Raw genomic sequence first — 25,873 nt, 5'->3', positions numbered from 1 at the left:
GCCTTACCTCCATCAAAGCTGCGGACCGATCATTGGTGAGTGTCCGCCCCCTCGGCCGGATAGAACTCGCCTTTCCTCCCCATCTGTTCCAGCCTTTCGCGCGCGATCATTTCCACGTGGGCCACTGCGGCCTGATCTTCAGGATTGATCAGCTGCAAGCACAGGCGCCGGGCATTCTGATCGTGGGTGCCCTCGCTGAGCATTTCGTGGGTAAAGACTTGTTCACCCCGCCACAGGCATAACTGGGTATGAGTCCCGCCGAGCCATATCTCGTTGATCGATCCAAGGTCGGTGGTCGCCAGTTGATCCACGGTGATCGTCTTGTCCATTGCGCTGTACCTGTTGAGTGAGTCGATACAGGTCAGACGCACAGGCGCAGCGGGTCGTTCCCCGCGTCTGCTGTTCAGACTCGCCAATGGCGGTGAATGATGCCCCCGGGTCGAGGTTCATCAATCAACATGCAACTCGTCTCGGCATGCAGCCTGATGGAACGAGCAGCAGCTATCGCCAGCAAGCTGGCTCCGACGCAATCCGGCGATCCGAAGCGACTCAAGTTCTGCGCTCATCTATTGCAAATCGGTCCGAGTACACCGGTCAAAGCGAGTTTCTGACAACGCGTGACGTGAGGAGCGGAGTCTTAATCGGCCCGCCAGCCAAGCTGGTTGGTCGGGGTGCGCGGCTGGGAATCGTCTGGGATCGGGCCTTTAAGGCTGTCGCACAAAGATTTGACGTCAATGTAGTGTCACATTAATATCCAGGCCGTTAGTGATATCATTGTGATACTGCAAGGACGCGTCGTGTATTCATTCGTTTCCCGAGCCGCCGTGCTGGTGCTGCTCGTTTTAGTACCTTTCTATTCCGTTGCAGCTACCCCGGGCGAGCAGGATCTGATCCGTGACCGTCAGGACCGTCTGCTTGAAGAGCAGCGCCGTCGGCTGGAAGACCTGAAGGACCTGCCGGGCAAACAGAGCCTTCCCGTCGCGCCAGCTGCGCCGGCCGACGAACGCTGCTTTACCATCCAGCGCATCGAGCTCAAGGGCGCGGAATCATTGTCCGCCGCCGACCGCCAGCGGTTGATCGCGCCGTATCAGGGTCAGTGCCTGGGCGTGGCGCAGCTCAACGAATTGCTCAAGGTCATTACCAATCACTACCTCGACAAAGGTCTGGTGACCACGCGCGCTTACCTGCCGCAACAGGATTTGTCTCAGGGCGACCTGCAGGTGCTGGTGGTCGAAGGCACGCTGGAAAACCTGCGCGCAGACGCGGCCAGCGAATTGTCGGACCGCGAACTGGCCATGACCTTTCCCGGCCGGGAAGGGCGTCTGGTCAACCTGCGCGAAATCGAGCAAATGGTCGATCAGCTCAATCGCTTGCCGTCTAACAAGGCGCAAATGGAGCTGACGCCGGGCCAGCAGGTCGGCGGCAGCGACGTGGTGGTCAAGAACACGCCGCAAAAGCCGTGGCGCGCCACGCTGTCGCGCAACAACGACGGCCAGCGCAGCACCGGCGAGCAGCAGTGGAACGCCGGCCTGGAATGGGACAGCCCATTGGGGCTGGCCGACCAGCTAAGCTTGCGCGGCGGGCATGATGCGATCAGCGACCACCAGCAGACCTCGCGCAACGGCCTGCTCAATTACAGCCTGCCGTGGGGCTGGTGGACCTTCAGCTATTCGTACAGCGAAAGCGAATACCGCTCGGTTGCCAAGGCCGAGGGCATTTCCTTCAAGCAAACCGGCGACAGCCAGAACCACCAGTTCCGCGCCGAGCGCGTGGTGCACCGCGATGCGCTGAGCAAGACCTCGCTCAGCGCAGGCCTGGCGTACCTGCGCACCAACAACTACATCGAAGACAGCAAGCTGGCGCTGAGCAGCAACCGGCTGACCGAAGCGCAGTTCGGCATCAACCACGGGCGGCGGATCGGATCGGCGTTCGTCAACCTGGACCTGGGGATGCAGCAGGGCGTCGGCGCGCTGGACGCGCAGGGTAACGGCCACCCCGGCCCCGGCGAAGCGGACGCCCGCTACCGCAAGTACACCGGGACTGTCAGTTATCTGCACCCGTTTCAGCTGTGGGGCGAGCAGTTGACCTTCAGCAGCCTGGCCACCGGACAGCGCAGCGAGGACGTGCTGTTCAGCCCGCAGCGCATGAGCCTGGGCGGCTCGTCCTCGGTGCGCGGCTACAAGGACCAGTTTCTGTCCGGCGACAGCGGCGGCTACTGGCGCAATGAACTGCGCCTGACCCGGCCGGTCACCCTCGACTGGCTGCGCCCGGTCTTTGCCGAGTACGGCGGGGCGGCAGGTAACGACCAGGGCGTGATTCGCAACGACCGCTACAACGGCGATCAGCACGGCCGGCTCTCCAGCCAATCGCTGGAGCTGTTCGCCCGGGGCACGCACATCGCCGCGTCGGTGACCTTTGCCCGTTCGCTGGAACGACCGGACCTGATCGAGCGTGAATCGCCGGTCTACTTCCGCCTGGATTTCTTTCTTTAACTCTGCCGCTTTCGACACGCTGAGGTTGTTTACATGGACGTTCATCAACTGGCTTTGCTGGCCCGTCAGCCTTCCGCTGCTCTGAGCGAGCGCCCGACATTCTGGGGCATGCCCAAACGCGGGCTGGCGTTGATTCTCGCCAACGCCATGTTCTGGCAACCCTTGCTGGTGCAGGCCGATGGCATCATCGTCAGCAACCCGAACACCAGCCTCAGCCAGGCCGGCAACGGCGTGCCGGTGGTGAATATCGCCGCCCCCAACGCCAGCGGTCTGTCGCACAACCAGTATCAGCAGTACAACGTCGACAGCCGCGGCGTGATCCTCAACAACGCCACCGGCCAGACCCAGAGCACGCAGTTGGGTGGCATTATCATCGGCAACCAGAACCTCAAGGGGCGGGCCGCCAGCACCATTCTCAACGAAGTGAACGGTGCCAACGCCAGCCAGCTCAACGGCTACACGGAAGTGGCCGGGCAGTCGGCGCGGGTCATCGTCGCCAACCCGTACGGCATCAGCTGCAACGGCTGCGGCTTCATCAACACGCCGCAGGTCACGCTGACCACCGGCAAGCCGGTGCTGGACAGCAACGGCCAATTGACCCGCTTCAACGTGCAGGGCGGCAGCGTCTCGATTGATGGCGCAGGACTGAACGCCGGCAACGTCGATCAGTTCGACATCATCACCCGCAGCGCCAAAATCAATGCCGAGCTGCACGCCAACAAGCTCAATATCATCACCGGGCGCAACGACGTCGACGCCAACACCCTGAACGCCACCGCGCTGGCCGATGACGGCAGCGCCAAGCCTGAACTGGCGATCGACAGCTCGGCGCTGGGCGGCATGTACGCCGGAACGGTCAGGCTGGTGGGCACCGAAGCGGGTGTCGGCGTGAAGCTGGCCGGCAACCTCGCCGCCAGTGCCGGTGATATCCAGATTGATGCCAACGGCAAGCTGACCGTGGGCCAGGCGGCGGCCAGCGGTGCGATTACCGTCAAGGCCAATGGCGTGGAAGTCAATGGGCCAGCCTACGCCGGGACATCTACGTCCATTTCATCTTCCGGCGATTTGGCCGTTCGGCAAAACATCGCGGCGCGGGATGCCGTGAACCTCTCCGCCAGCGGGCAACTGACCAACGCGGCAATCATCGAAGCCGGCGTCAATGCCGATAACAGCCGCAACGCCACGGGCGACGTGGTGCTCTCTGCCAACTCGCTCTCCAACACCGGAAGCGTGACTGCCAGCCGCAACCTGCAGGCCACCGTCACTCAGACCCTGACTAATCAGAACGCCACCCTCAGCGGCCAGGCGAGTACACGCATTACTGCAGGTACGCTGGACAATCGCCAGAGCGGCAGGATCTTGAGCCAGAGCGGTACGGTCGATCTGAACGCAGACCAGGTGCTGAACGAAAAAGGCGTCATCGCCAGCGCCGGCAATCTGACTGTCAAGGCGGGCACTCTGGACAACCGCAATAAAGGTGCAGTCTCTGCGCAGCGCGATGCCCGGCTCGACGTAGGGCAGTTGATCAATACCGGAGGCGGGAACGTCAGCACGGTCAGTAGCCTGTCGATAACGGCCAGCGGCGCAGTCAACAATCAGGGCGGAGCACTGGCGAGCGACGCGGCGCTGACGCTCTCCAGCAGCAGCCTCGATAACAGTCAGACAGGCCGTATTGTGGGCAACAACGTGACGGTGACTACCGGCGCGTTCAACAACCAGCAGAGTGGCCAGCTCAGCAGCACCGGAGCCCTTGCGCTCAAGGCGGGTCAGGTCAACAACGGCAGTGCCGGCAAGATCGCCAGCGCAGGTGCGTTGACGGCGGTTGTCACCGGGCTGGACCAGACCGACGGTGGCCGGGTGTATGGCAAGGGCGATGTCAGTCTGGACCTGAGTCGCGGAGTCTTGAACAACCAGGGCGGCCTGATCGCCGCGCCCGGCCAGTTGCTGCTGAAAAATCTCGCGACCGTGAATAACCGCGGCGGCGAAATCTCAAGCGCCAGTGGCTTCAGCCTGGCCGCTACCTTGCTGGACAACACCGACGGTTCGGTAATCAGTGACAAAGCGCTGGTCGTAAAGGTCGATCAGATGCTGACCAACCTTCGGGGCCTGATTTCCGCCAACGGAATCGACCTGACCGCGAATGAGTTGAACAACACCAGCGGCAATGTCAGCAGCGATGCCGATTTGCTTGTGAGCACTACGAATGCGCTGAACAACCGGCTCGGCGAGCTGACCGGTGCAGGCACCACGACCTTGACCGCCATGAGCCTGAGCAACGCGGGAGGTCAGATCATGGCCGACCACTTCCTCAATCTGGTGGTAACCAATGCCGTCGATAATCAGGCGGGTACGTTGGGGGCGGGGCTGGGTGTGGACGTCAAGGCCACGAGCCTCGATAACCGCGCAGGTACGCTGGTTACTGATGGCGACGCCAAACTGGTGCTGAGTGGCGCGCTGGACAACCGCACTGGCGGTGCTCTGCAAGCCAAGGGCCGGGTCGACATCGCCAGCCTCAGCCTCAACAACCAGGGCGGCTCGATCCGCGCACAGACTGGCATGCTGTTACGGGTCGATTCCCTCGACAACAGCCAGGTCGGCCTCACCGGTGCCGCCAAAGGTCTGATCTACAGCAACGCCGGTCTTGAGGTGACAGGCAAGCAGCTGGACAACCGCAGCGGTCTGATCAACTCGAAGGACCTGTTGCAGGTCACAGCTGCAACCGTGCTCAACGATCAGGGCCGTATCGCCAGTCAGGCCGGGTTAACCGCCAAGGTCGACAACCTGACCCAGCAGGGCGGTGAACTGGTCGCTCAAGGCGATCTGACCCTGACCGGAAAAACGCTGGATAACCGCGCAAACGGTCTGGTGGGATCGACCCAGGCAGTGACGCTCGACGTGGATGACATCAACAACCGCGGCGGTGAGATCTCCAGCCAATCCGGGCTGAAGATCACTGGGCAGGAACTCGACAACAGCAACGGCGGCAAGATTCTGGCCGGTACAGCGCTGGACCTGGGCGTCACCAGGGTCATCAACCACAACAAGGGGCTGTTGTTTGGCGATACCGTAAAACTCACCGGCACGAGTCTGGACAACACTGGCGGCAGCGTCGCCGGGCAGAAAGACTTGAACCTCGACCTGTCCGGCGCGCTGGAAAACGGCGCCGGTCTGTTGAGCAGTGAAGGTACCCTGACGGTCAAGGCCGATACGCTGAGCAACGTCAAAGGCAGCGTTTCCAGCGCCGGCGCGCTGCAAGCGACTACTGCGGCCGCGCTGAACAACCAGCAAGGCTCGATCACCACCGACGCAGGCCTGGTGCTGGTCAGTGGCAGTCTTGATAACAGCAACAAGGGCTCTCTGTCCGGAAAAGGCGCGACTCGTGTTGAAACCGGCCTGTTCGACAACAGCCAGGGCGGACGGCTGACCAGCAGCGACACCTTGCTGCTCACTGCAGGCAAGGTCATCAACCAGGGCGCCGGTCGCATTGCCAGCGCGCTGGCCCTGACCGCCAGCGTCACCAGTCTTGATCAGCAGGGCGGCGAGTTGTTCAGCAACACCTCCGTGAGCCTCGATCTGAACCATGGCCAGTTGAACAATCAGGGTGGCCTGATCAATGCGCCCGGCGCATTGCTGTTGAAAAACCTCAAGGGCGTGGACAACCAAAACGGCGAAATCTCCAGCGACCAGTCCTTCGATCTGGTCGCCGAAAGCCTCGACAACAGCGACGGCAAACTGCTCAGCAATCAGACCCTGACGCTGGTGGTGGACAAGGCGCTGCGCAACCTCAAGGGCACGATTTCCGCAGCGTCCCTGAGCGCTGCGAGCGACAGCCTGGACAACGGCGAAGGCCTGATCAACAGCCGTGGCGCGCTGGACCTGGCGGTCGATACTGCCCTGACCAACATCAACGGCACGGTGATCGCTGACGGTGATCTGCAGCTGAACGCCGCCACGGCGAACAACGCCAAAGGCCAGATCGCCAGCAAGCAGAACCTGATCGCCAGGGTCGACAGCTTTGAACAGCTGGCCGGTGAGCTGGTGGCTCAAGGCTCGCTGAGCCTGACCGGCGACAAACTGGTCAATGGCGAGGACGGCTTCGTGGGCGCGACCCAAGGGCTGAATCTCATCGTCGCCAAGGTCGATAACCGCGGCGGCGAAATTTCCAGTCAGGGCACCATTACCCTGACCGGTCAGCAACTGAATAACAGCGACGGCGGCCGAGTTCTGGCGCAACAAGCCCTGACCTTGGGCATGACTGACATCACCAACCGTGCAGGCGTGCTGCTGTCGTCCAAGGCCGGGCTGACCCTGACTGGCGCATCGCTGGACAACATCGGCGGCACTTTGTCTGCACTGCAAGGTTTGACCGTCGACCTGTCCGGCGCACTGGACAACAGCAAAGGCGTGATCAGCAGTGAAGAGCTGCTGAAGATAGAGGCGGGCAGCCTGGCCAACGCCGCAGGCAGTGTCTCCAGTGCAGATGACCTGACGCTGGACGTCGTCGGCGCGATCAGCAACGACGGCGGCGCACTGGTCACCGACGGCGCCCTCGATCTGGACAGCGCCAGCCTGACCAACCGCCAAAGCGGCAATATCAGCGGCAAGGCGTTGCTGACCCTCACCACTGGCGACTTCGACAACAGCCAGAAGGGCCGGGTCAGCGGTGGCGACCGACTGGAACTGACCGCCGCCAAACTGACCAACCGGGACCAAGGCAGCATCGGCAGCAGCAAAGCGCTGCTCGCCAGCGTCACCTCCCTCGATCAGCAGGGCGGACGACTGTTCAGCAACACGTCCCTGAGCCTTGATCTGAACAACGGCGAGCTGAACAACCAGGGTGGCCTGATCAACGCACCTGGAACCCTGCTGCTGAAAAACCTCGGTACCGTTCTCAACCAGAACGGCGAAATCTCCAGCGCCGAGGCGTTCACGCTCACCGCCCAGACGCTGGATAACAGCAACGGCAAACTGCTCAGCAATCAGGACCTGACCCTGCGCATCGCCCAAGCACTGAACAGCGTCAAAGGCACCATTGCCGCAGCGGGCGTCGATATCGAAGCGGGCACGCTGAACAACAGCGGCGGCACCTTGATCAGTCGCAACGATCTGGACTTGACCGTCACCGGCCTCGTCAACAACCGCGACCAGGGCCTGATCAACAGCGCCGGTACCCTCGACATCACCGCCGCCAGCCTGGACGCAGGCAACGGCGGTGAAGTGTCCGCCCTCGGTGACATGACCCTGGCCCTGAATGCGTTGTCGCTGGATGCCGGTCGCCTGATCGGTGACGCGGCGGTGTCCATCGACCTGAACAGCGGCGACCTGAGCAATCAGGCGGGCCTGATCACCGCCAAGGGACCGTTGACCCTCAATCGCCTGCGCGACCTGTCCAACCAGAGCGGCGAGATTTCCAGCGAGCAGTCTTTCCTGCTGAGCGGCCGCACCCTGAATAACAGCAGCGGCAAGATCATCAGCAGCAACCTGCTGACCTTGAATGGCACCACCCTGACCAACCAGACCGGCCTGCTTTCCGGCTGGCAAGGCGTGACCGTCACCGGCGGCAGCCTCGACAATCGCAACACCGGTACCGTCTCCAGCCGCAACGGCAACGTCGGCGTAAACCTCAGCGGCGCATTGCTCAACGGTAACGCTGGCGCGCTGGTCAGCCAGCAAGCCTTGACGGTGACGGCGAACAGTCTCGACAACACGGGCGGCATCCTCTCCAGCGGTGCCGGCCAGACCTTGACCGTCAGCGGCCTGCTGAACAACAGCCAGAACGGCCTGATCGACAGCGGTGCCGGGCTGGCGGTGAAAGCCGACACTCTGCAAAACGTCGCCGGCAACATCGCAGCGCAGCAGGACGTTAACGTCGAAGCCCGCGAGCTCAACAACACCAGCGGCAACCTGAGCAGCAAGGGCGGCATGACCCTCGACCTGCTGGGCCAACTGCTCAACACCCAGGGCAAGCTGGCCAGCGGCGGCGCGATGCTGCTGCGCCGCAGCACCCAGATCAGCAACCAGGGCGGCCAGCTGGTCAGCCAGAACCTGATGACCCTGAACACCGGCAGCCTGGATAACAGCAATCGCGGCACGGTCGCCGCCAATGACAGCCTGGTGCTCAACGCCACCGGCAAAGTGTTCAACAACGCCGACGGCCTGATCTACAGCCAGAACGCCGATCTGCAACTGACGGCAGCCGGCCTCGACAACGCTCGTGGTGCTGTGCAAAGCCAGACCGGCTTGAACATCGACACTACCGGCGACATCGACAACCAGAGCGGCCGCCTCATCGCCCAGACCGGTGCGTTGGATGTGGAAGCCGCCAACCTCGACAGTCGCGGCGGCGTGCTGTCCAGCCTGCAAGGTGCGTTCACCGCCACAGTTACCGGCGTGCTTCGCAACGGCTACGACCTGACCAACCAGGGTGGCGTGATCCAGGCGCAACGCCTGAACCTCTCGGCACTGGGCGGCTTCGATAATAATGGTGGCCGCATCTCGGCGCGCACCGGCGAAGCCCTGATCACCACCGCCAACTTCGACAACCGCGGCGGCGGTCTGTATGGCAAAGGCTTGTTGCGCGTCATCGCCCGCGATTTCGATAACAGCTCAAACGGCCAGATCGCTGCCGGCCAGATCGACCTTCGCTTGAGCGGCGCGCTGAACAACCAGACCGGTATCGTCGAAAGCGACAGCACCCTGGCGGTCACAGCCACTCAGGTGAACAACCAGAACGGGCGTCTGCGCGCCCTCGGCACAGGCGGCAAGACCGACTTCCAGATCGGCAGCCTGTTCGACAACCGCAATGGCGCACTGGACGTCGCCAACAGCGACCTGACCCTCAACACCCCAAGCTTCCTCAACAGCGGCGGAAGCCTGCTGCACACCGGCAGCGGCAGCTTCGACATTTCAACCGGCAACATCACCAACGCCGGCGGCAGCCTCGTCACCCAAGGCGGCCTGACCCTGACGGCTGATAGCTGGACCAACAACAGTGTCATTCAGGCAGGGCGGTTGACCGTCAATGTGGGGACTTTCCATCAGACCGCGAGCGGACAGTTGCTGGCCTCGAGTGCGTTTACCGGGACGGGGGGGGAGTGGATCAATGATGGGTTGATTGCCAGTGATGGCAGCTTTGATATGCGTCTGAGAGGTGCCTACTCAGGGAATGGTCGGGCCAGTAGCATGGGTTCGCTGAATCTCAATGCAGGTCAGATCACCCTGAATGCTTCAGGAGCCGTTACCGGTGGTGCGCGCACGGAGTTAAGCCTTACGGGAAACCTGAGCAATTTTGGTCGTATCACATCGGCTGCCAGTTTGTCGTTGAACGCAGGTGCCATCAATAACTATGGGACTTTAGGGGCAGCCCAAGAACTCTCGTTACTAACTGCTTCTGTCTTGAATCGCGAGGGGCTGATCTTTGGCGGTAGCGACGTAAATATTCATACGGACAATCTGGTAAACCGTAATGGCGATTTGTACGGGCTGCGCAATATCACAGTCAAAGGGTTTGGTGCAGACCGAGCAACTCAAGTCTCAAATATCTCTGGCTCTATGGAAAGCGGCGGCAGCTTTTCAATCAGTGCAGCGGACTTCCAAAACCGTACTGATGGTTCTGAAGCCGGGCAGGGGTTTGGTGTGGGCAGGACTTTGGTGAAGGGACTGATCGCGCTCCAGTGTCTGGACTGTAGAGGCGACCACTATGCCGTAAACTTTGTAGTTAAAGAGTTTTTTGAGGGTGGGCAAGACAGTGACACAACGGCTTCTGCTTTGCTGACAGCAGGCAAAAATCTCACATTTGACGGTGGAACATTTTTAAATAGCAAAAGTATTGTCAGTGCGACCGGCAATATTGAAATTAAAGCCGAAAATTTCAAAAACCTTGGTGCAGTGGGCGGATCTATGGAACGTACACGCACCTTCGTCGCGGACGGTGTGACCGACGGCACTATATACCGCTCTTTGCCAAGCATAGATGCGTATAATCAACGTAATAATCCGGATTATCCGAATGTTTATTATATTGGCAGCGCGGGTGATCTGAGGCTGGGAATTATCGTAAGCCAGATCTCTGTAGGCGGGTACGACACTACATACCAATATAATGAGTATTTTATTCGGGACTCCATTACGAAAGCTTATGTTGAAAATACACTTATTCAGTACGATCCTGAGAGGCCGTTGCCTGCTTCAAGTTATGACGCGAGTAACTTGCTGGAACTTCCCACTGAGGTTACACGGTATGCGGTTGTTAGCGATGTAGAAGTCGCGACAGACGGCAGCGTAAACGGCGGGCGAAGCGCAGTGATCCAGGCAGGTGGCAACGTTTCCATCACTGCCAAGCAGGATCTGCAAAACAGCGTCATCTACCAGGACTACACAGGCAGTGCTGGCACCAGTAAGGTGCAGGACACGCGTACTTCAGCAACTGGCACCACGGTTGTCAGAATCAACGCGCAGCTCCCCCCTGACCTCGCCCAGCAACAGGTCAACCCGCTGGCACTGCCCGGCTTTAGTCTGCCAACGGGCAAGAACGGGCTGTTCCGGCTGAGTAGCGATACCGCCAAGAATACCAGTATGGCCGACACGGCTCCGCAAGGCTGGAGCTTGGGCAGCGCCGCTGTTTCCGTTGCGCAGCGTGAGCACGTCGTTCCAGCTGCACAGGCAGGCACCATTGAACTTGGCTCCATCGGGCAGATATCCGGTGCTAGTCGCCAGCTCGCGTTAATCGCCAGGCAGAATGCAGGCGTAAGTGCTAGCGCCTCGCCATTTGATGTCTCGTTACCTACCGGCACGCCGCTTGGCGGGGCTGTAGTGCCCGGTCACGGTTCTGATGCCGCAAGCTTCGAGGGTACTGATGCGGTTACCAGCGTCACAACAACCCGTCAGGCGAGCGGCACTCTACTCCCGGTACAGAATGGCGGCTCATCGGGCGCGCTACCGCTGCTCGTTCCCGGCCCCTCGAGTGGCTCGACAGCTCAGAACGGCGGAGCCGCGCCGAATTCCCCGATCCTCATTCCCGGTTCGCAAACCGTCGAAAGAGTTCAGGGGCTGCCCAGCAGCGGTGTTGTATCAAAACCCCAGAAATACTTGATCGAAACCAACCCGGTGCTCACCGAACTCAAGCAGTTCATGAGCTCGGATTACTTACTGTCGAAGCTCGGTTACGACCCGGACGCGAGCGCCAAGCGATTGGGCGATGGCCTGTATGAACAACGACTCGTGCAGCAGGCGGTCGTCGCCAGAACGGGGCAAGCGTTCCTAAGCGGGCAGGCATCCAACGAAGACCAATTCCGCTACCTGATGAACAACGCTGTTGCCAGCAAGGATGAGTTGAACCTGGCGGTTGGTGTATCACTGACTTCTCAGCAAGTGGCTGCGCTGACCCATGACATCGTGTGGCTCGAAGAGCATGAAGTGAATGGCGAAACCGTACTGGTGCCGGTGCTTTATCTGGCCCAGGCGGACAATCGATTAGGGCCGACCGGAGCGCTGATTGCTGGCAATGATGTTTCGCTGATTGCCGGGCAGAACCTCGATAACGTTGGCACTCTTCGGGCGACCAACAGCCTCACGGCTGCTGCGGGCAAAGACCTGATTAATACCGGCCTCATACAGGCAGGCAACCGCCTGGATCTGTTGGCGGGTAATGATCTCATCAATAAGGCCGGCGGCATCATTACTGGTCGCGACGTGACAATGACGGCGATCAACGGGGATGTGATCAACGAACGTAGCATCACCTCAATGGACAATGATGCGCGCGGGAAGCGACATAACGAGTTTGCAGACAGCGCGGCCCGGATCGAAGCTGCTAACGATGTGAGCATTTCTGCAGGGCGCGATTTCAATAATCAGGGGAGTGTGCTGCAAAGCGGACGAGATATAAGCATCGTGGCTGGGCGGGATGTGACCATAGCGCCAACGCAGGTAAACAATAGCCTGTTCGCCAGCACCCGTAGCAACAGCAGTGACATCACTCTGCTAGGTTCTACCGTCACTGCTGGCCGCGACATGACCTTGGAGTCGGGCCGCGACATATCGATCATTGCAAGTCAGATCGATGCCAAGCGAGACATCGCTATGGCAGCCAACGAAAACCTGACTATCAGCTCGGCAGCAGACGAGTATCACTCCCTGTCCAAGAGTAAGAAGCTCACGGTACAGAAGGATAATGTCCATCAGGTCTCAACGGAGATGGAGGCAGGTGGAAATATCTCACTGGTCGCCAGCCAGAACCTCGCGGTCATTTCCAGTCGCATCACCGCGGGTAACGAAGCTTACCTGGTTGCAGGCGATAACCTCGACATCCTGGCAGCGCAGGACAGTGATTATTCGCTGTATGACAAGAAGAAAAAAGGGTCTTGGGGCAAGAAAGTAACAAAGCGCGACGAAGTGACCGACGTGCGCAACGTGAGCAGCGAGATCAAAGCCGGTGGCGATCTGTTGCTGGTGAGTGGTGGGGATCAACACTATCAGGTCGCAAAACTGCAGAGCGGAAACGACCTGACCATTGATAGTGGCGGTGCGGTGACGTTCGAAGGTGTGAAAGACCTGCATCAGGAAAGCCATGAGAAGAGCAAGAGCGACTTGTCCTGGAACTCGATGAAGGGTAAGGGCAGCACGAATGAGACTCTTCGCCAGAGTGAGCTCGTAGCCAAGGGTGACTTGGCTATCCATGCACTGGACGGGCTAAAGATTGATGTAAAGCAGGTAAGTCAGCAGACGGTAAGCCAGGCCATCGACGCGATGGTAAAGGCCGATCCGCAACTAGCGTGGCTGAAGGAGGCTGAAAAACGGGGCGACGTCGACTGGCGAATGGTGCAGGAAATCCACCAGTCGTTCAAATATTCTCACTCGGGATTAGGCGCAGGCGCACAACTTGTGTTGGCTATCGCGTTAGCAGCTGTGACCGGTGGTGCAGGGGCCGCAGCGGTGGGGGCATCAGCCGGAAGCTTCGCGGCAGGCTTTGCTAACGCCGTTCTGATCAGCCTTGAAGTCACTGCCGTCAACAGTGCAATCAGCAATAAAGGAAATCTGGGCGCCGTTGCAAAAGACACGTTCAGTAAAGAGAGTTTGCAAGGCGCTGTGGTATCTGGCCTTACAGCCGGCTTCATAAATTACGCAAGCTCCAGCTGGTTCGGCGCTACCGCTGATGGTGTCCCCGGAAAAATCACTGGGCCGAGCATAGTTCCTAGTTTGTTGGACCCGGCTGCACTTGCCCGCTTTAGCGCGATCCAGTTCGCCGGAGGCGCGGTCAACGGCGTGCTTTCCGAAGCAACGGGGCAAGGCTCTTTCAAGGACTCGATGCTTGGCAGCGTATTCAACGTATTGCAGGCAACGGCGTTCAACGGTGCAGGTGACCTGTCAGATTACTTCAAACTGCCTGAGGGTGAGGCTGGAAAGATAGCCGTTCATGCTGTCGTTGGTGGGCTTTTATCTGAAGTGATGGGAGGAGATTTCAAAACCGGAGCATTAGCTGCGGGTGCCAATGAAGCGCTGATTGACTACCTTTCCCAAAGTGATCTCTTGAAAACTAGTGATCCGAATGAACATGACCGCATGGTGAATGCGGCGTCGAAGCTGGTCGGATTGTTTACCGCAGCGGCAACCGGCGGCAATATTTCCGTTGCGTCAGAGATCACGGGTAACGCTCAGGCGTACAACCGTAAGCTGCATACGTTCGAGCAGGAGATTATTGGGAAAGAAGCGCAAAAACTGGAGCAAGAGGGTAAAAGCAATTCGGGCATTTCTTGGGAAGGCTTGCTGAGTTTGAAGGCTGGCGCAGAAATTGACGCCGCCGATGAGGCGAAGTTGGATGCCATTCTCGGCATGGCAAATGATAGGAATCCCGAGAAAATCAACTTGAAGGCTGATTTAGCTAGAGCCGAAGCGGTAGTAACGCGTCTACAGAGCGAGAAGATTCAGCTATCGTGGGCTGACGGCACGCCGATCATTGCTGATGGCGCACAGGTTTACGCATTTTCGGCGACTTCAGAACAGAAAGCCGATGCAACACTGTTCAACCCCAAGTACCACGCACAGCCCTCCGGCGACGGTGCGCCCGCAATACCGACAGAATGGGTCAAGCAGTTTGGACCTGCTGTCGCCTACCAGAATCAGAGCGAGATCGGATCGCTGGGAGCTACGAACCTGTTGACGCAGGAGTGGTATCAGCAGATTTCCGCAATGGTTGGAGGCGGTATTGTTCCCATCTTTACTGAAGAAGATGTGCTGTTGGCGATAGCTGGCGGTCTTGGCGCTAAAGGTGCGCTGGCAGTCATCGCTGATAAACGCGCTGCTAAATTGGCAGCGGACGAGGCGGAGGATCTACTCGCTAGTAGTGGTGCAACAGGGAACACCAAGGCCCCACAGCCGCCGAGGTTTATTGCGGACTCTTCCGGTAACACTATTGATCTAGAGTATACTAAGGCACTCAGTGAAACGCATGTGACGATCACGGGCGCGCGTGGTGGTGTTCAGTATCCGCTGCAAGACCAGGCGCCCAATTCTTACGCCAATTTAGGAAATGGGCATGTTGTTGTATATGGCCCTGAGGGGCGTGCACTGTATGACGTTTCTAGCTCCAGGATTAAGGTGGTCGAGTGGAATCAAGCACCAGATGGAAAATATTTTCCCAAGAAAGGGAGTGATACCAAAGCGTTTGTGGGCAAAGTCCCGCAGTCGGTTCTTGATAGTTTGGGGTTGAAATTATGAAAAGTTGCCAAGGTGGGGTTTCCAAAGATTTGTTGAAGCTCTTTGCTTCGGATATTGGATCTGGGGAGTTTTTTTCATACGCAGGGAATCTGGTTTCGTTAGAGCAATCGATTTCTGTTCTGGGTTTGCTTTCTCCTGATTTTATTGAGCTTGATGGCCACGTGTTCTGGCTACCTAATGCTCAGCAATACGATCCGAAAAATTTTCCTATGACGGGATTGGTGGAAGCTGAAGTTGGTGTATTGGAACAAAGTGCATCGCGTAGAGACGTTGAGCGATACAAAAATATTTTTTCAATCAATCAATTTTTTTCAAGGTGGGAAGATGCACCCGGTCGGGCTATATTTAAGGTTGGCCTGTCGGAAGAAGATTATCGCCTTTGTCATGTATTTGCTGAACAGATCGCCAGATACTGGAGGATAGCGTTGTCAGATTGCTTTCCGGAGAAAGTGTTTCAGTTTGAAATTTCTGATGATCTTCTCGATGAATATGGGGTATGTCTGACATTTTGGCAGCTGTAGCTATGACTTCCGAGCGAATAGGAGCACAAAAATCTCTTGCAGCGACAGGAGGAATTGTGCGAATGCTAAAAATACGAGATTTGCTGATATGGCCGCTGAAAGCGAAGAGTTCGCAGAGGATCACAAGTACTTCTTGAAGCTTCCGACCGTTACGTTCATCAAAAGGCCCAAAACCACGGTACATGGCAGCAACACCAACATTGGACTCACACTCACCGGCACCTCCTGATAAACCACCCAAGGCGCAACCCCCGCCGGAACATCCGGCATCTTCGCCCAATATTGCTCGCTTTACGACAAGAAGAAAAAAAGGTCTTGGGGCAAGAAGCAAACCAAGCGTGATGAAGTGACCGATATCCGACATGTCGGCAGCGAGATGACAACGGGCGGAAATCTTACTCTCGCGAGCGGCGGCGACCAGCATTACCAGGTTGCCAGTCTGTCCAGTGGCGATGATCTGCTGATCAACAGTGGCGGAGCCGTCACGTTCGAAGGCGTGAAGGATTATCACGACGAAAGTCACATCAAGAGCAAGAACAGCGCTGCCTGGTTTTCCTCGAAGGGAAAGGGCAGGACCGATGAAACCTTGCGACAAAGCGAGCTGACGGCAACCGGCAAAGTCGTCATTCAGGCGGTCAACGGGCTGCAGATTGACGTGAAACAGGTCAATCAGGAGAGCGTCAGCCAGAGCATCGACGCCATGGTCAAGGCCGATCCGCAGTTGACTTGGCTCAAGGATGCCGAGCAGCGGGGCGATGTGGACTGGCGTCAGGTCAAGGAAATCCACGAGAGCTTCAAATACGCCAACTCCGGTCTGGGACCGGCCGCACAGATCGTGGTCGCTATTTTGATGGCGGCGGTCCTGGGGCCGGCGGGCCTTGGGCTGACCGGTGTAAATCTGGCGGTCCTGACCACCGTAGCGACTACAGCAACCAATAGTGCAATCAGCAACAAAGGTGATCTCGGCGCGGTCTTCAAGGATGTAACCTCTTCCGATGCCATGAAGGGCTATGTCTTGTCGGGCGTAATGGCTGGGTTTGTGCCCGCGATCGATCCGACGAAAGCAGGGTTGAACCTCGATACTTTTGTCACAGTGTCTCAGCGCGTGACTGCCGAGGCGGCGCTCAAGACCGCCATCATGGGCGGCAGCCTGAAAGACAATCTGGGCTCCGCCGCCCTGAGCGCCGGGATCAGCATTGCAGGTGCGAAGGCCGCCGGCAAGATCGGCGACAGCACGCTCTTCGAAGGCGGCAAGATCACCAAGGTCGCGATGCACGCGGCGCTGGGTGGGCTTATGGCCGAAGCCCTGGGCGGGGATTTCCGTACCGGTGCGTTGGCGGCGGGTGCCAACGAGGCGGTGGTGAAGTACCTCGGCGACAAACTGCTCCCCGCCGAAATGGACCAAAACAGCGAGGCGTATAAAGCGGGTGTGAGCAAGCTGTTGGCCGCCTCCCAGTTGATTGGAGCGTTGACGGCTGCGGCAACGGGCGGAGATGCTTCGGCAGCAGCCGAAGTGGCGGCTAACGGGACGCAGTACAACTACTTGGGCCACCATCAAAAGGCTCAGAGAGCGGCAGAGCTTGCGGCAAGCGAAGATGCACTGGAAAGACTCAGGATCAATACGAAGTGGGAATTGATCGACGCCGGGCAGGATGCCAGCTTTGCTGGGGGAGCAGTAGTCGGGGTTCCGGAAGGCCTACTTGATACGGTCAAGGGCATATTGGAAGTTTCGCTCAGCCCGAAAGAGACGTATCGAGCATTGAGATCCGTGCTTGATAGCGGAGATGTATTGGGTAATGTCTCCGAAGCCATCAAGCAGTCTTATATTGCACGGATTGACAATCTGGAAGCAGAGTATGAAAGAGCTGGGGCGAGTGGATCATTCAACGCAGGGCGTGAAACCGGGAAGCTGATAAGCGAAGTGGCGGCGCTGGGGACGGGGGTCGGTGGTGCGGTAAAAGCCGGGGCCTTGCTCGTGGAAAAGTTCACTGCTAAGGTTGTCAAGGTTGAGTTGGCGGGTGCAAAAGGGATAGACGACTCTGCGTCTTACGCTAAATGGTGGGATGATCTAGCACAGCCAAAAAACTTAACTGATAGAGAAGCAAGAGCTTGGTATTTATCTAAAGAATCAGAAATTCCAGCTCGAATTAACAGTAGCGCCTCCTTGGAAGAGCAGGCGAAGCAGGCTTTTGTTATGAGAAATGATTTGAGGTCAACGGCGCGAGAGTTAATGTCTAACAGGACATTGGCTGATTCCCTGAATAAGACTGACCCAAATAGAACTTGGAGTGAAATTGTGAATAAATATTCTGGGCAAGGTCTATCAGGAGATGAATTATGGTCGAAGATCATAGAAAAGTCCCAGTCTTCTCGAGCATCTGTTAATAATGGGTTGGGGATGTAATCTTATGTTTCGATTCTCTGAGTCAAGTTCTGAAACTAATAATTTCATATTTTTTGATGATTATGAGGAGGAAAGGTTCGAAGAGTTTGTGAGTGTCGTCTTGAAAACTTTGAATATCAAAGAAGAAACCCGTAAATGTGGCCCGTATTCAGTATTGGTTTCAGCTTGTTATGAAGGCAATACCTTAATTCTGGCTAGTGGATCTTTTGAGGGGTGTTTTATTTCTATGGAGAAAAGTGCAAGTGCTTTACCTAGAGAAATAATCCGAAAATTCAATCTCGTAGATTGATTTGGTGCAAAAGAGGTAGGCACGTCCTTAACGCCGGTATTTAAAGATACAAATACAGGTTTGAACGCGGTAGATCCTATTGCCTCAAATAACCGAGGGAGAATTCAGGAGTTAGGTATGGACCCTGACAAAGGAAAGCTGGCGTTGCATGAAGGCCAAGCAGCCGTTCAGCTAGAAAATACGTTTGGAAGTACGTGAGAACGGGTAGCGCCTATCTTAGGGCAGAAAAATCCTGACTTTTATTTAGGGATGGGCCATATTCTGGGAAAACGGTTGATTTTATGTGGACTGACTCAAGTCGATCCTCGCAAATTAATAAGTTTTTTTCAAATAACGCAGTGCAAAATCAAAGGCAGCTCATTGATCACTTAAATAAGGCTGACATAGTTCCTGTCGACTATAGAAATCTTACGCCTGGTAATCAAGACGTGGTCAACGGCTGGATTAAGTTGTTGCCGCAAGAGCAACAAAATAAAATATTAATATATATCGATAAATGAATCTTCAGGCTGGGGGACTACAGGTGGGGTTTTTGATTGTGTTGTCGAAGGAACAAGAGCGCTCTTCACTCATGATCAATGTAGCTGTATGAGAAAGATATACGAGTCGCTAGATGAACAAGCGCAGAGCTTCATTGTTCTAGATAATATTACAGGCGATTGCTTCAATTTGTTCTATAGCCATTGCGAAACGGCAATGGAGATTTTTCCTGAAAGTGACCGCGGAAAGATGGTGCCTGAGAATCATGTCCCAGGGATACTGTGGAATTGGTCTGAAGTCTTACGGCTTATGCGAGAGGATATTCGCTATAAAGATAAGTAATTTGGTCCAAAAGAGGTAGCAGGTCCAAATGCGACGGGCGGGACGAAAGTTGGTCCAGGGACCGACCTAACCCCAGAAATAAACCAGCATTCAGATGGAAGCTATCGAACCCCTGACGGAAAATTTGCTAGCCCGACTGGTCTAGCCTCCGGGAACAGTCAAGGCAGATGAATTTGCTAAACATTTAGAATCAAATGGAATGGAAGTTGTAGGCACTGAGATGGTTGTTAAAGGGCCTCTCGGTGATCGTAGGTATGACATTGTAGTCCGTGACGCAAGCGGTAAGTTGCACGGCCTTGAGGTGAAAAGCGGAACTGCTAATAAGGCCAGCTATCACGAATTCACCGATTATTTTGTTAATGAGTTTGGGGCGCAAGGAAAGGGACGACTAAAAGGTGAAGTCATCGAAAGCGCTACAACAGTTTATGTGCCGTGAGGGTAATGAACATGAAGCTTGAAGCCGAAAATAGTCCTATAATAATTGGCGTTAATCAGGCGCGGCTGGAAAGAGTGTTAAAAAAATTAAAAAGCTACGGCCCTAGCTCATTCGCATGGATAACTGATGACGACGGTAATTATGTGCAAGTAGCTGGAGGCAGATTCACTTGCTTTATTGAAAGATATGACGCAAAAAGCAAAGCTCTGTTTAGAGGTTATCATTCAAATTCCAGCACAAACTATCGAAGATGGAAGCTTGCTATCGTTTGGTGCGGGGCGTGTTCGATTAAAGAAAGATGAGTGGTTTAATATTGAAGATGTGATCGAGGTTTTCTCCCGATTTAATCAGAGTCAGGCTTTGCCAGAAAGCATTTACTGGCGCGAGATAAAGGTTTTGAATCAGAACGGCAGTTAAGAAGCTGGTCCAAAAGGTCAAGGCTCCCGAGCTCCTTACAACTAGCAAACCAGCAGAGCGGAGCTTGAGTCCACTTATGGCCGTGACAATGTCGTTTCCACTACGGTTCCTCCAGTTGATGGTCGCAATGTACGTCTTGCAGGGCAGCGGCATCCGGTGACGGGCGTCGTGTTCGATAACAAAGGCTTTCCTATATTTGATGATGTGACTGCGTTTGACACGCGTATATCGATTGGCACGTTTAAGCCAGCGAGTCACGAAGGGCAGATGAAGCTTGCAAGCAAGGATTTGTCGAGTGCCATACAGCAAGGCCAGGTTAACTCTTCAACCTTTACTGCTAAGCAATTAGAGCAGATTAATGCGGGGGCAAAAAAATTGATGGGTACACGTGGCATCACCATCAGGACAGCGGGCGAATGCAACTAGTGCCTGAATTGATTCATAAAAAAACAGGACATATTGGTGGCGAAGCTATGGGGGGTGGAATGTGAGTGCTATTGAGCTTGATAGTTTCAATGATGAACTGATGGCTTTTGTCATTACGTGTTTATTTTGTGGTGCTATCAGCAAAGATGAGCTCAGTACGTGGTGCGCTCAAGCTTTGTCACTAAATAACGCCCCAGCTTTTTTATATGATTTTATGGGTTTTCAAGATGAGATTTTCAAGGTGTATAAGATAATTGGTTACGTGCCCCATTGGGAGCATGCGGAGGGCGACGAATTCGCATTGTATGGTATCGCCCTCCGTAGAGGTTTTAAGCCTTATGACATGCCTGTATCCACGACCGAAGCGCTCATTCACCTTGAAGCGTCACCACATATTGAAAATTTATTCAAAGAGGTCTTTACCTTTATCAGGCTGTAAGTCGGTCCAAAAGGACCTGCAAGCGGCCTGCCGTCGGGTGAAACAAAGTTAGTCGGTAACGGTACACCAGCGGCTAATGATGCGAGTTTTACAGCAACATCCACATCAGGATGGACGAGCATCTCGAGTGACGCTCGCGCGGTGGTCCGGGACGTCGAGCACCATTCAGGTGTGCCGATGCCCTCTAATCAGCGCACGCAACTAGCAGAGGAGTTGCGTCAGGTGGATCACACTTATGTCGCACCCAGAAGCGACTATCAAGCCTTACAGCGTCAAGACAATAGCCAGCGAAATTAATCTCAAGCGTGAGTGGGAGTTGAATACTGGTTTGACATGGCCAAGACGGAGAGTAGTGTGGATTTCCAAGCGCACCATGTGATACCACAGCAGTACGGTGGACCTAACCAATGGTGGAATTTGCATCCAGTACCGGGTGGAAGTGCTCACCACGGTGGCGTTCATGCCCCTGCAAGTCCAACGACAACAGCGTTTCCGCAGAACCCTCCGAGGCGACCATGACCATGTACGAAAATTTAGAAGCTTTCAATGCACTCGCATGCGCGCTATTGGAACGGCTGACCCCTGTTTCTTCTGGTGATGTGGGTTCGATGCGACAACAGTGGCCAGCAGCTCCCGATGAGTACTTTGCTTTTATGCAGGAGCGGGGGCAAGGTGAGATAAAGGAGGACGACTGCGCGATGTCGCTTTTGACGGTTCAACCTACATTGTGCCCTGCGGTTGACTACTTTGGTGATAATGGGTTTTATAAAGACGGACCCTATGAATCGGGGGCCGAGGGCGAGGTCTGGCTATTCGGCTGGGATAGCACCGGGACTGCTTTCGGGTTCGACAGCGGAGACAACTGGCGTATGCTCGAGATCGACAATATGCGCTGGATCACGCGACTTGACTTGTCGTTTTGTCAGTTCATCGAAGGGCTGTTGGTTTGTTATCCGCAGCGACCGATAAGCTTTGCGAATGGAGTTTGGCGCGACCCGGGAGATGTCTCTTACACCGTGTCGGTATAGGCGTAAAAGCCTGAAAACCTACTGGTGGTGCTGCCGGAAAGGTAGATGATCTCGGGCGGGCACACGCTGACCTGGCGGGTGCTGGAACAGTCTCTGAAGTTTTCCGCGGCTACGTGAGTCAAAACTAGGGCCAAATAATCACAAGTACTTTTTGAAGCTCCCAACCGTCACACTCGTGACCACCCCCAAAGCGACCGCACACGGAAGCAAGATGAGCACCGGACTCAAACTTACCGGCAACGCTAGATACACCACCCAAGGCGCAACCCCCACCGGCACTACCAGCATTTTCGCCCTGTGATAGAAAGCCCCGACTCCCGTCCCGCGCCGAACCGGCGGAGGTCACGGCGGACCAGTCCATCCACCGCACCAGTAAATGCAGCCATCAGAAACAATGGGATGCTCAGCGTCAGGATCAACAGTCGAGTGAGAAAGGTCAGTACCGTATAGAGCGCAGCCAGCCCATAGTCCTCCACGTACACGTACATAATCCCGAGGTACTGATGAACACCCTGCGCTTGACTTCCGTTGATCCGCGACTGCTCGGCCGAATAATTGATCCATTCAATCAGTCCGGTTTTCTCGAACACCCAGCCATAAACGGCATCGATCAGGGCTTTGGCGGTCTTGCCCGGGTTGACGACCACAAGGCTTTGGGCGAAGCCATTCGCAATCCAATTTAGCTCTGCGTTGAGCATGTCTCGCGCGTGATGCCAGCCCTGATCCTGCCAATAGAAAGTCAGCCCGATCCATTCGATCAGCACGCTGACGAACAGCGAACCCAGCAGCAAGCCGATGAAGGCGAACGGCATGGGGAGGACGCGCATGATCGGGCCTTTTTCACGGACCCGCTGCTGCTGGGTTTGGGCGCTTTGAGTGGGGTTGGTCATGTGAGTTATTCGGGGGCTTGAGCGGACAAGATTTCGTTATCGATCAGGTCTGCAGGTAGGTCCTCCGGGAGCGTTCGGGACGGAGGCGCGGTCCACCACTGGCCGCCACCGTCGCAGTAACCTGTTCGCATGTGTTCGGCCAGAGCTTGCAGATCCTTGGGCATGATTTCGTCCGGATCGGGTGCGGGCAGTGGCATGCGCACCTTCCATAGATTGCCGCCCTCGATCAACGCGAAGGCCTGGCCCTTGGGTAGGCTGACGATGTGTGCTGGCTCGATCAGGGGCACGCTGGTGGAGCTGACCCGGTCCTGGGTATTGCTGGTGAAATCGGTATTGCCGGAAGGATCTGATGCGTCGGTCGCGCCGCTCACAAGGGTGGTCGAGTAGACGTCGACCTTGGGCAGCTGCTTGGTGAGCAGCTCGGCGGTTGCCGTCTCACGGACACGCAGCAAACAGGTTATTGAAGTTACCGACCACCTGGCCGGCCTTCGCACGGTCGCCTATACGCGCCTCGATGTCGCTGATGGTCTGGGTGTAAGCGCTCACCTGAATGCCCGCGCCGCCACCCTTGTTGATCATCGGGATGAACTCGTCGCCCATCAGCTCGTTGCATTATGGGCTTGTCCAAGAACCCATGGGGTTCGCTGATCGACAGCGTCACAGCCAGCCAGACCAAAGCGGCGATGGTGACCATTTACAACATGCAGGGCAACACGGCCGCTGCCGCTGCGATCCAGACAAAAAGTGATCTCGAATTCGCTCTGGACTTTCTGCCAGCGAACCGAGCCAAGGCCCTGGCAGAGCTGGGGGCAGGTCGCAAGTTCGTCATGGATGGTCCGTGCTGTTTTGCGGCGGGCACCAAGGTATCTACTCCGCAAGGCGACCGTGTAATCGATCAGCTGAAAGTTGGCGACATCGTCTGGAGTAAACCGGAAAAGGGCGGAAAACCTTTTGCTGCGCGGATTCTGGCGACCCATGTTAGGAACGATCAGCCCATCTATCGCCTGAAGCTGAAAAGTGTGAGCGGCGGTGAGTCAACCAAAAGCGAAATCCTGCTGGTCACGCCGGGCCACCCGTTCTATGTCCCAGCAAAAAACGGGTTTGTGCCAGTCATTGACCTCAAGTCCGGTGACCGCCTGCAGTCGCTGGCCGATGGCGCAAGCGAGAACACATCGTCAGAGGTGGAATCGCTTGAGCTCTACGCGTCCGAAGGCACGACCTATAACCTGACGGTCGATGTGGGACACACGTTCTGCGTTGGCAACCTGAAGACCTGGGTGCACAATACGGGGCCTTGTGCGCTACCTGAGCAAGGTGGCCTTAATGGTGGAAAAGCTACTGCAAGTACTGTAGGAAGCACTGCTCAAAATGGCGAGGCCGCGACAGGGCTTCTGAGTACTCAGTTGGCCAAGGATGCAAAGTCGTATCTTACGGATATCCAGAGTTTGACCGGCAGGCAGTTCACCCCTCAACAATTGGAGCTTTTAAAAGCTGACCTGCGAGAGAACAATTATTCACGCTTATCTAAAGAAGAGGTTAAGTTGAATAGGGCAGAGTTTGACAGTAAGTTGCCAGGTCTGCGAGTGGAGTGGGAAAAAAAACACGGGCGCGAGCTGGCCGAAAGAAACGTACATTGATAAATATGGAAATCAGGCTACTAGAAATTACGATGCCCATCATGTTATCGAGAATAAATTTGGCGGTAAGGCAGAATGGTGGAATATTACACCTGCTATGAGAGGCGTGGAGCACCAAGGTGGTATTCACAGGGCCCAAGGGCCAGCGGAAAAAATATTTGGTAAATGATTATGAAAAATAAAGAAGAGTTAAAGTCGTTGATTGACGCTGTGATGTCCTCAGAGGACTATGAGGGTAATTACGGCTACCGCATAACAGACACGAGTGCGACGTTGAGCAATGTTGATGAGTCACATCGTCAGCAGGCTCCAGATGACTATCTGGAATTTCTCACCGAGTTTGGTTTCGGGGAGTTAGACGCGGCATTTCATCTTGATGATGGGCCGGATAAATATTCGACTATATGCGGCCGGGAAATTGAGGGCTATGAGGGAGTTTACGTATTCGGTGGAAATTCTAGCGATGTGCTATATGCTTTTGACGCAAAAAATAATTGGCAGGTAGTAGAGATTAGTTCTGAGTTGGATGGGGTTGATGTGTTGGCTTCAAGCTTTTCTGATTTTATCTTGGAGCAGCTGAAGTATATTAAGTCTTTAGTTGAGCGGCGTGCGGCGGGCTGATTGTTAGCGTTGCGATTTAAGAGGTACAAAAGGATTAGAAATTGCGCGGGGTAAATTCGATTGCTTGTTTGGCCTTGTCGCTAGTAGCTCCCACATGCCGCTCGTTCGAATCAGCTTGCGCTCGAATGAAGAGGCTTGGTGTTCCAGACAATGCCACTGGTCGTCAGATGCTTACTGATCAGTTGGCCCTTTCTGCCAAAACTGACGGTAATGTGATGAGCACGTTCTCCAATCAGTATGGAAAATTTGAGGGCAGAGAGTCCTTGTTTTCAGGGCCATCGGGTAAGGCTGCTAATGAGACGAGGACCAATAATGATTAGTCTTTCAGAATTGAATGAATTCCTTGTTACTCACAATTGCTTGCATGCAATTAGTATTCAGCTGAGTTTTGATAGGATGGCTTATGATTTGTACCTATCAATTTCTACCTCTGAAGAGGTAGGGGCTGAGGCCGTGCGTATCAGGTTCACTGATATTAGCCAGTTTACGTCCCGTGATTTTGGCGGCGGATTAACTCAGCTGATGCATATGAACGTTAGTAAGCTTGATTCTGGCTTTGACAGGATGCGTTATCAGCTGAGTGATCTTGAGGATAAAAAGTTGTCGTTTTATTTCTCAGCGTTCTCGCTTGATTAGCTGGTGCGAAAGGCGCAAATGCGGCAGATGATCTTGCGTTAACTAAGGTCAAATGGGCTAATGAAAATTCAGGGATGAGTTCGCATACCCGTGATTACCAT

Annotated in this window: 17 protein-coding genes and 3 pseudogenes; 15 read left to right on the top strand and 5 right to left on the bottom strand. The window is 55.7% G+C overall.

The features are described 5' to 3' along the window. Positions 1 to 29: 29 nt before the first annotated feature. A complete protein-coding gene (locus J3P77_RS13115; protein WP_434677055.1) occupies positions 30 to 329 on the bottom strand; it encodes a hypothetical protein in 300 nt (99 codons plus the stop codon). Between the two features lie 495 nt (positions 330 to 824). On the opposite strand from J3P77_RS13115, the gene J3P77_RS13110 reads away from it, so the two are divergent. Continuing rightward, the gene (locus tag J3P77_RS13110; protein WP_434682005.1) at positions 825 to 2,492 is read left to right on the top strand and encodes a ShlB/FhaC/HecB family hemolysin secretion/activation protein; all 1,668 of its coding nucleotides are present in this window, start codon (positions 825 to 827) and stop codon (positions 2,490 to 2,492) included. A 65-nt stretch (positions 2,493 to 2,557) separates the two neighbouring features. On the opposite strand, the gene J3P77_RS13105 is transcribed toward J3P77_RS13110, so the two are convergent. Beyond that, on the bottom strand, positions 2,558 to 2,773 hold the full coding sequence (locus J3P77_RS13105; protein WP_434682108.1) for a hypothetical protein: 216 nt from the start codon (positions 2,771 to 2,773) through the stop codon (positions 2,558 to 2,560). Between J3P77_RS13105 and J3P77_RS13100 the strand changes: the two genes are divergently transcribed. Together J3P77_RS13100 and J3P77_RS13095 are read left to right on the top strand one after the other, a co-directional pair. Then, on the top strand, positions 2,676 to 15,206 hold the full coding sequence (locus tag J3P77_RS13100) for a filamentous hemagglutinin N-terminal domain-containing protein (RefSeq protein ID WP_434682004.1): 12,531 nt from the start codon (positions 2,676 to 2,678) through the stop codon (positions 15,204 to 15,206). The genes J3P77_RS13105 and J3P77_RS13100 overlap by 98 nt on opposite strands. Further along, on the top strand, positions 15,203 to 15,727 hold the full coding sequence (locus J3P77_RS13095) for a hypothetical protein (RefSeq protein WP_434677054.1): 525 nt from the start codon (positions 15,203 to 15,205) through the stop codon (positions 15,725 to 15,727). Before J3P77_RS13100 ends, J3P77_RS13095 begins: the two co-directional genes overlap by 4 nt. A 120-nt stretch (positions 15,728 to 15,847) precedes the next feature. Here the strand turns inward: J3P77_RS13095 and J3P77_RS13090 are convergent, their stop codons facing one another. Continuing rightward, entirely contained in the window at positions 15,848 to 15,997 is a 150-nt protein-coding gene (locus J3P77_RS13090; RefSeq protein ID WP_434677053.1) for a DUF4400 domain-containing protein, read from the bottom strand. A 16-nt stretch (positions 15,998 to 16,013) separates the two neighbouring features. Between J3P77_RS13090 and J3P77_RS13085 the strand changes: the two are divergent. From J3P77_RS13085 to J3P77_RS13045, 9 genes and pseudogenes are all read left to right on the top strand, one after another. Continuing rightward, a pseudogene (locus tag J3P77_RS13085) lies at positions 16,014 to 18,131 on the top strand (DUF637 domain-containing protein); the annotation flags it as partial. 4 nt (positions 18,132 to 18,135) lie between these two features. Further along, positions 18,136 to 18,420, top strand: coding sequence for a hypothetical protein (locus J3P77_RS13080; RefSeq protein ID WP_434677052.1), 285 nt, complete (start codon positions 18,136 to 18,138; stop codon positions 18,418 to 18,420). A 281-nt stretch (positions 18,421 to 18,701) separates the two neighbouring features. Continuing rightward, positions 18,702 to 18,920 carry a hypothetical protein gene (locus tag J3P77_RS13075; protein ID WP_434677051.1) on the top strand — a complete coding sequence of 73 codons (219 nt, stop codon included), beginning with the start codon at positions 18,702 to 18,704 and terminating at the stop codon, positions 18,918 to 18,920. Between the two features lie 521 nt (positions 18,921 to 19,441). Further along, on the top strand, positions 19,442 to 19,678 hold the full coding sequence (locus J3P77_RS13070) for a hypothetical protein (RefSeq protein ID WP_434677050.1): 237 nt from the start codon (positions 19,442 to 19,444) through the stop codon (positions 19,676 to 19,678). 186 nt (positions 19,679 to 19,864) lie between these two features. Next, positions 19,865 to 20,095, top strand: coding sequence for a hypothetical protein (locus tag J3P77_RS13065; protein WP_434677049.1), 231 nt, complete (start codon positions 19,865 to 19,867; stop codon positions 20,093 to 20,095). Between the two features lie 168 nt (positions 20,096 to 20,263). Next, on the top strand, positions 20,264 to 20,521 hold the full coding sequence (locus J3P77_RS13060) for a hypothetical protein (protein WP_434677048.1): 258 nt from the start codon (positions 20,264 to 20,266) through the stop codon (positions 20,519 to 20,521). Further along, positions 20,470 to 20,586, top strand: coding sequence for an HNH endonuclease (locus tag J3P77_RS13055; protein WP_434682002.1), 117 nt, complete (start codon positions 20,470 to 20,472; stop codon positions 20,584 to 20,586). The genes J3P77_RS13060 and J3P77_RS13055 overlap by 52 nt, the downstream gene beginning before the upstream one ends. Next, positions 20,583 to 20,960, top strand: coding sequence for a hypothetical protein (locus tag J3P77_RS13050; RefSeq protein WP_434677047.1), 378 nt, complete (start codon positions 20,583 to 20,585; stop codon positions 20,958 to 20,960). Before J3P77_RS13055 ends, J3P77_RS13050 begins: the two co-directional genes overlap by 4 nt. Before the next feature lie 515 nt (positions 20,961 to 21,475). Next, a complete protein-coding gene (locus J3P77_RS13045) occupies positions 21,476 to 21,988 on the top strand; it encodes a hypothetical protein (RefSeq protein WP_434677046.1) in 513 nt (170 codons plus the stop codon). Between the two features lie 138 nt (positions 21,989 to 22,126). Here the strand turns inward: J3P77_RS13045 and J3P77_RS13040 are convergent. Together J3P77_RS13040 and J3P77_RS13035 are read right to left on the bottom strand one after the other, a co-directional pair. Continuing rightward, positions 22,127 to 22,878: pseudogene (locus tag J3P77_RS13040) on the bottom strand (TIGR03747 family integrating conjugative element membrane protein). Positions 22,879 to 22,883: 5 nt separating this feature from the next. Continuing rightward, a pseudogene (locus J3P77_RS13035) lies at positions 22,884 to 23,487 on the bottom strand (TraM recognition domain-containing protein); the annotation flags it as partial. A gap of 11 nt (positions 23,488 to 23,498) precedes the next feature. On the opposite strand from J3P77_RS13035, the gene J3P77_RS13030 reads away from it, so the two are divergent. The 3 genes from J3P77_RS13030 to J3P77_RS13020 all read left to right on the top strand — a co-directional run bounded on the left by J3P77_RS13030 (position 23,499) and on the right by J3P77_RS13020 (position 25,772). Continuing rightward, a complete protein-coding gene (locus J3P77_RS13030; RefSeq protein WP_434677045.1) occupies positions 23,499 to 24,515 on the top strand; it encodes a Hint domain-containing protein in 1,017 nt (338 codons plus the stop codon). Positions 24,516 to 24,686: 171 nt separating this feature from the next. Further along, complete coding sequence (locus tag J3P77_RS13025; RefSeq protein WP_434677044.1) at positions 24,687 to 25,136, top strand: SMI1/KNR4 family protein; 450 nt, start codon at positions 24,687 to 24,689, stop codon at positions 25,134 to 25,136. A gap of 312 nt (positions 25,137 to 25,448) precedes the next feature. Next, positions 25,449 to 25,772 (top strand): hypothetical protein, encoded by a 324-nt coding sequence (locus J3P77_RS13020; RefSeq protein ID WP_434677043.1) that lies wholly within the window; start codon positions 25,449 to 25,451, stop codon positions 25,770 to 25,772. The last annotated feature ends 101 nt before the right edge of the window (positions 25,773 to 25,873 follow it).

Origin of the sequence: Pseudomonas sp. R1-18, from assembly GCF_051132095.1 — a bacterium.
Taxonomy (GTDB): domain Bacteria; phylum Pseudomonadota; class Gammaproteobacteria; order Pseudomonadales; family Pseudomonadaceae; genus Aquipseudomonas.
This window is presented reverse-complemented; position numbering and strand designations above follow the sequence as displayed.

Coding starts and splice junctions, on each gene's coding strand:
- J3P77_RS13115 (WP_434677055.1), bottom strand. CDS start 329: ATGGACAAGACGATCACCGTGGATCAACTGGCGACCACCGACCTTGGA.
- J3P77_RS13095 (WP_434677054.1), top strand. CDS start 15,203: ATGAAAAGTTGCCAAGGTGGGGTTTCCAAAGATTTGTTGAAGCTCTTT.
- J3P77_RS13090 (WP_434677053.1), bottom strand. CDS start 15,997: ATGCCGGATGTTCCGGCGGGGGTTGCGCCTTGGGTGGTTTATCAGGAG.
- J3P77_RS13080 (WP_434677052.1), top strand. CDS start 18,136: ATGTTTCGATTCTCTGAGTCAAGTTCTGAAACTAATAATTTCATATTT.
- J3P77_RS13075 (WP_434677051.1), top strand. CDS start 18,702: ATGTGGACTGACTCAAGTCGATCCTCGCAAATTAATAAGTTTTTTTCA.
- J3P77_RS13070 (WP_434677050.1), top strand. CDS start 19,442: ATGGAAGTTGTAGGCACTGAGATGGTTGTTAAAGGGCCTCTCGGTGAT.
- J3P77_RS13065 (WP_434677049.1), top strand. CDS start 19,865: ATGACGCAAAAAGCAAAGCTCTGTTTAGAGGTTATCATTCAAATTCCA.
- J3P77_RS13045 (WP_434677046.1), top strand. CDS start 21,476: ATGACCATGTACGAAAATTTAGAAGCTTTCAATGCACTCGCATGCGCG.
- J3P77_RS13025 (WP_434677044.1), top strand. CDS start 24,687: ATGAAAAATAAAGAAGAGTTAAAGTCGTTGATTGACGCTGTGATGTCC.
- J3P77_RS13020 (WP_434677043.1), top strand. CDS start 25,449: ATGATTAGTCTTTCAGAATTGAATGAATTCCTTGTTACTCACAATTGC.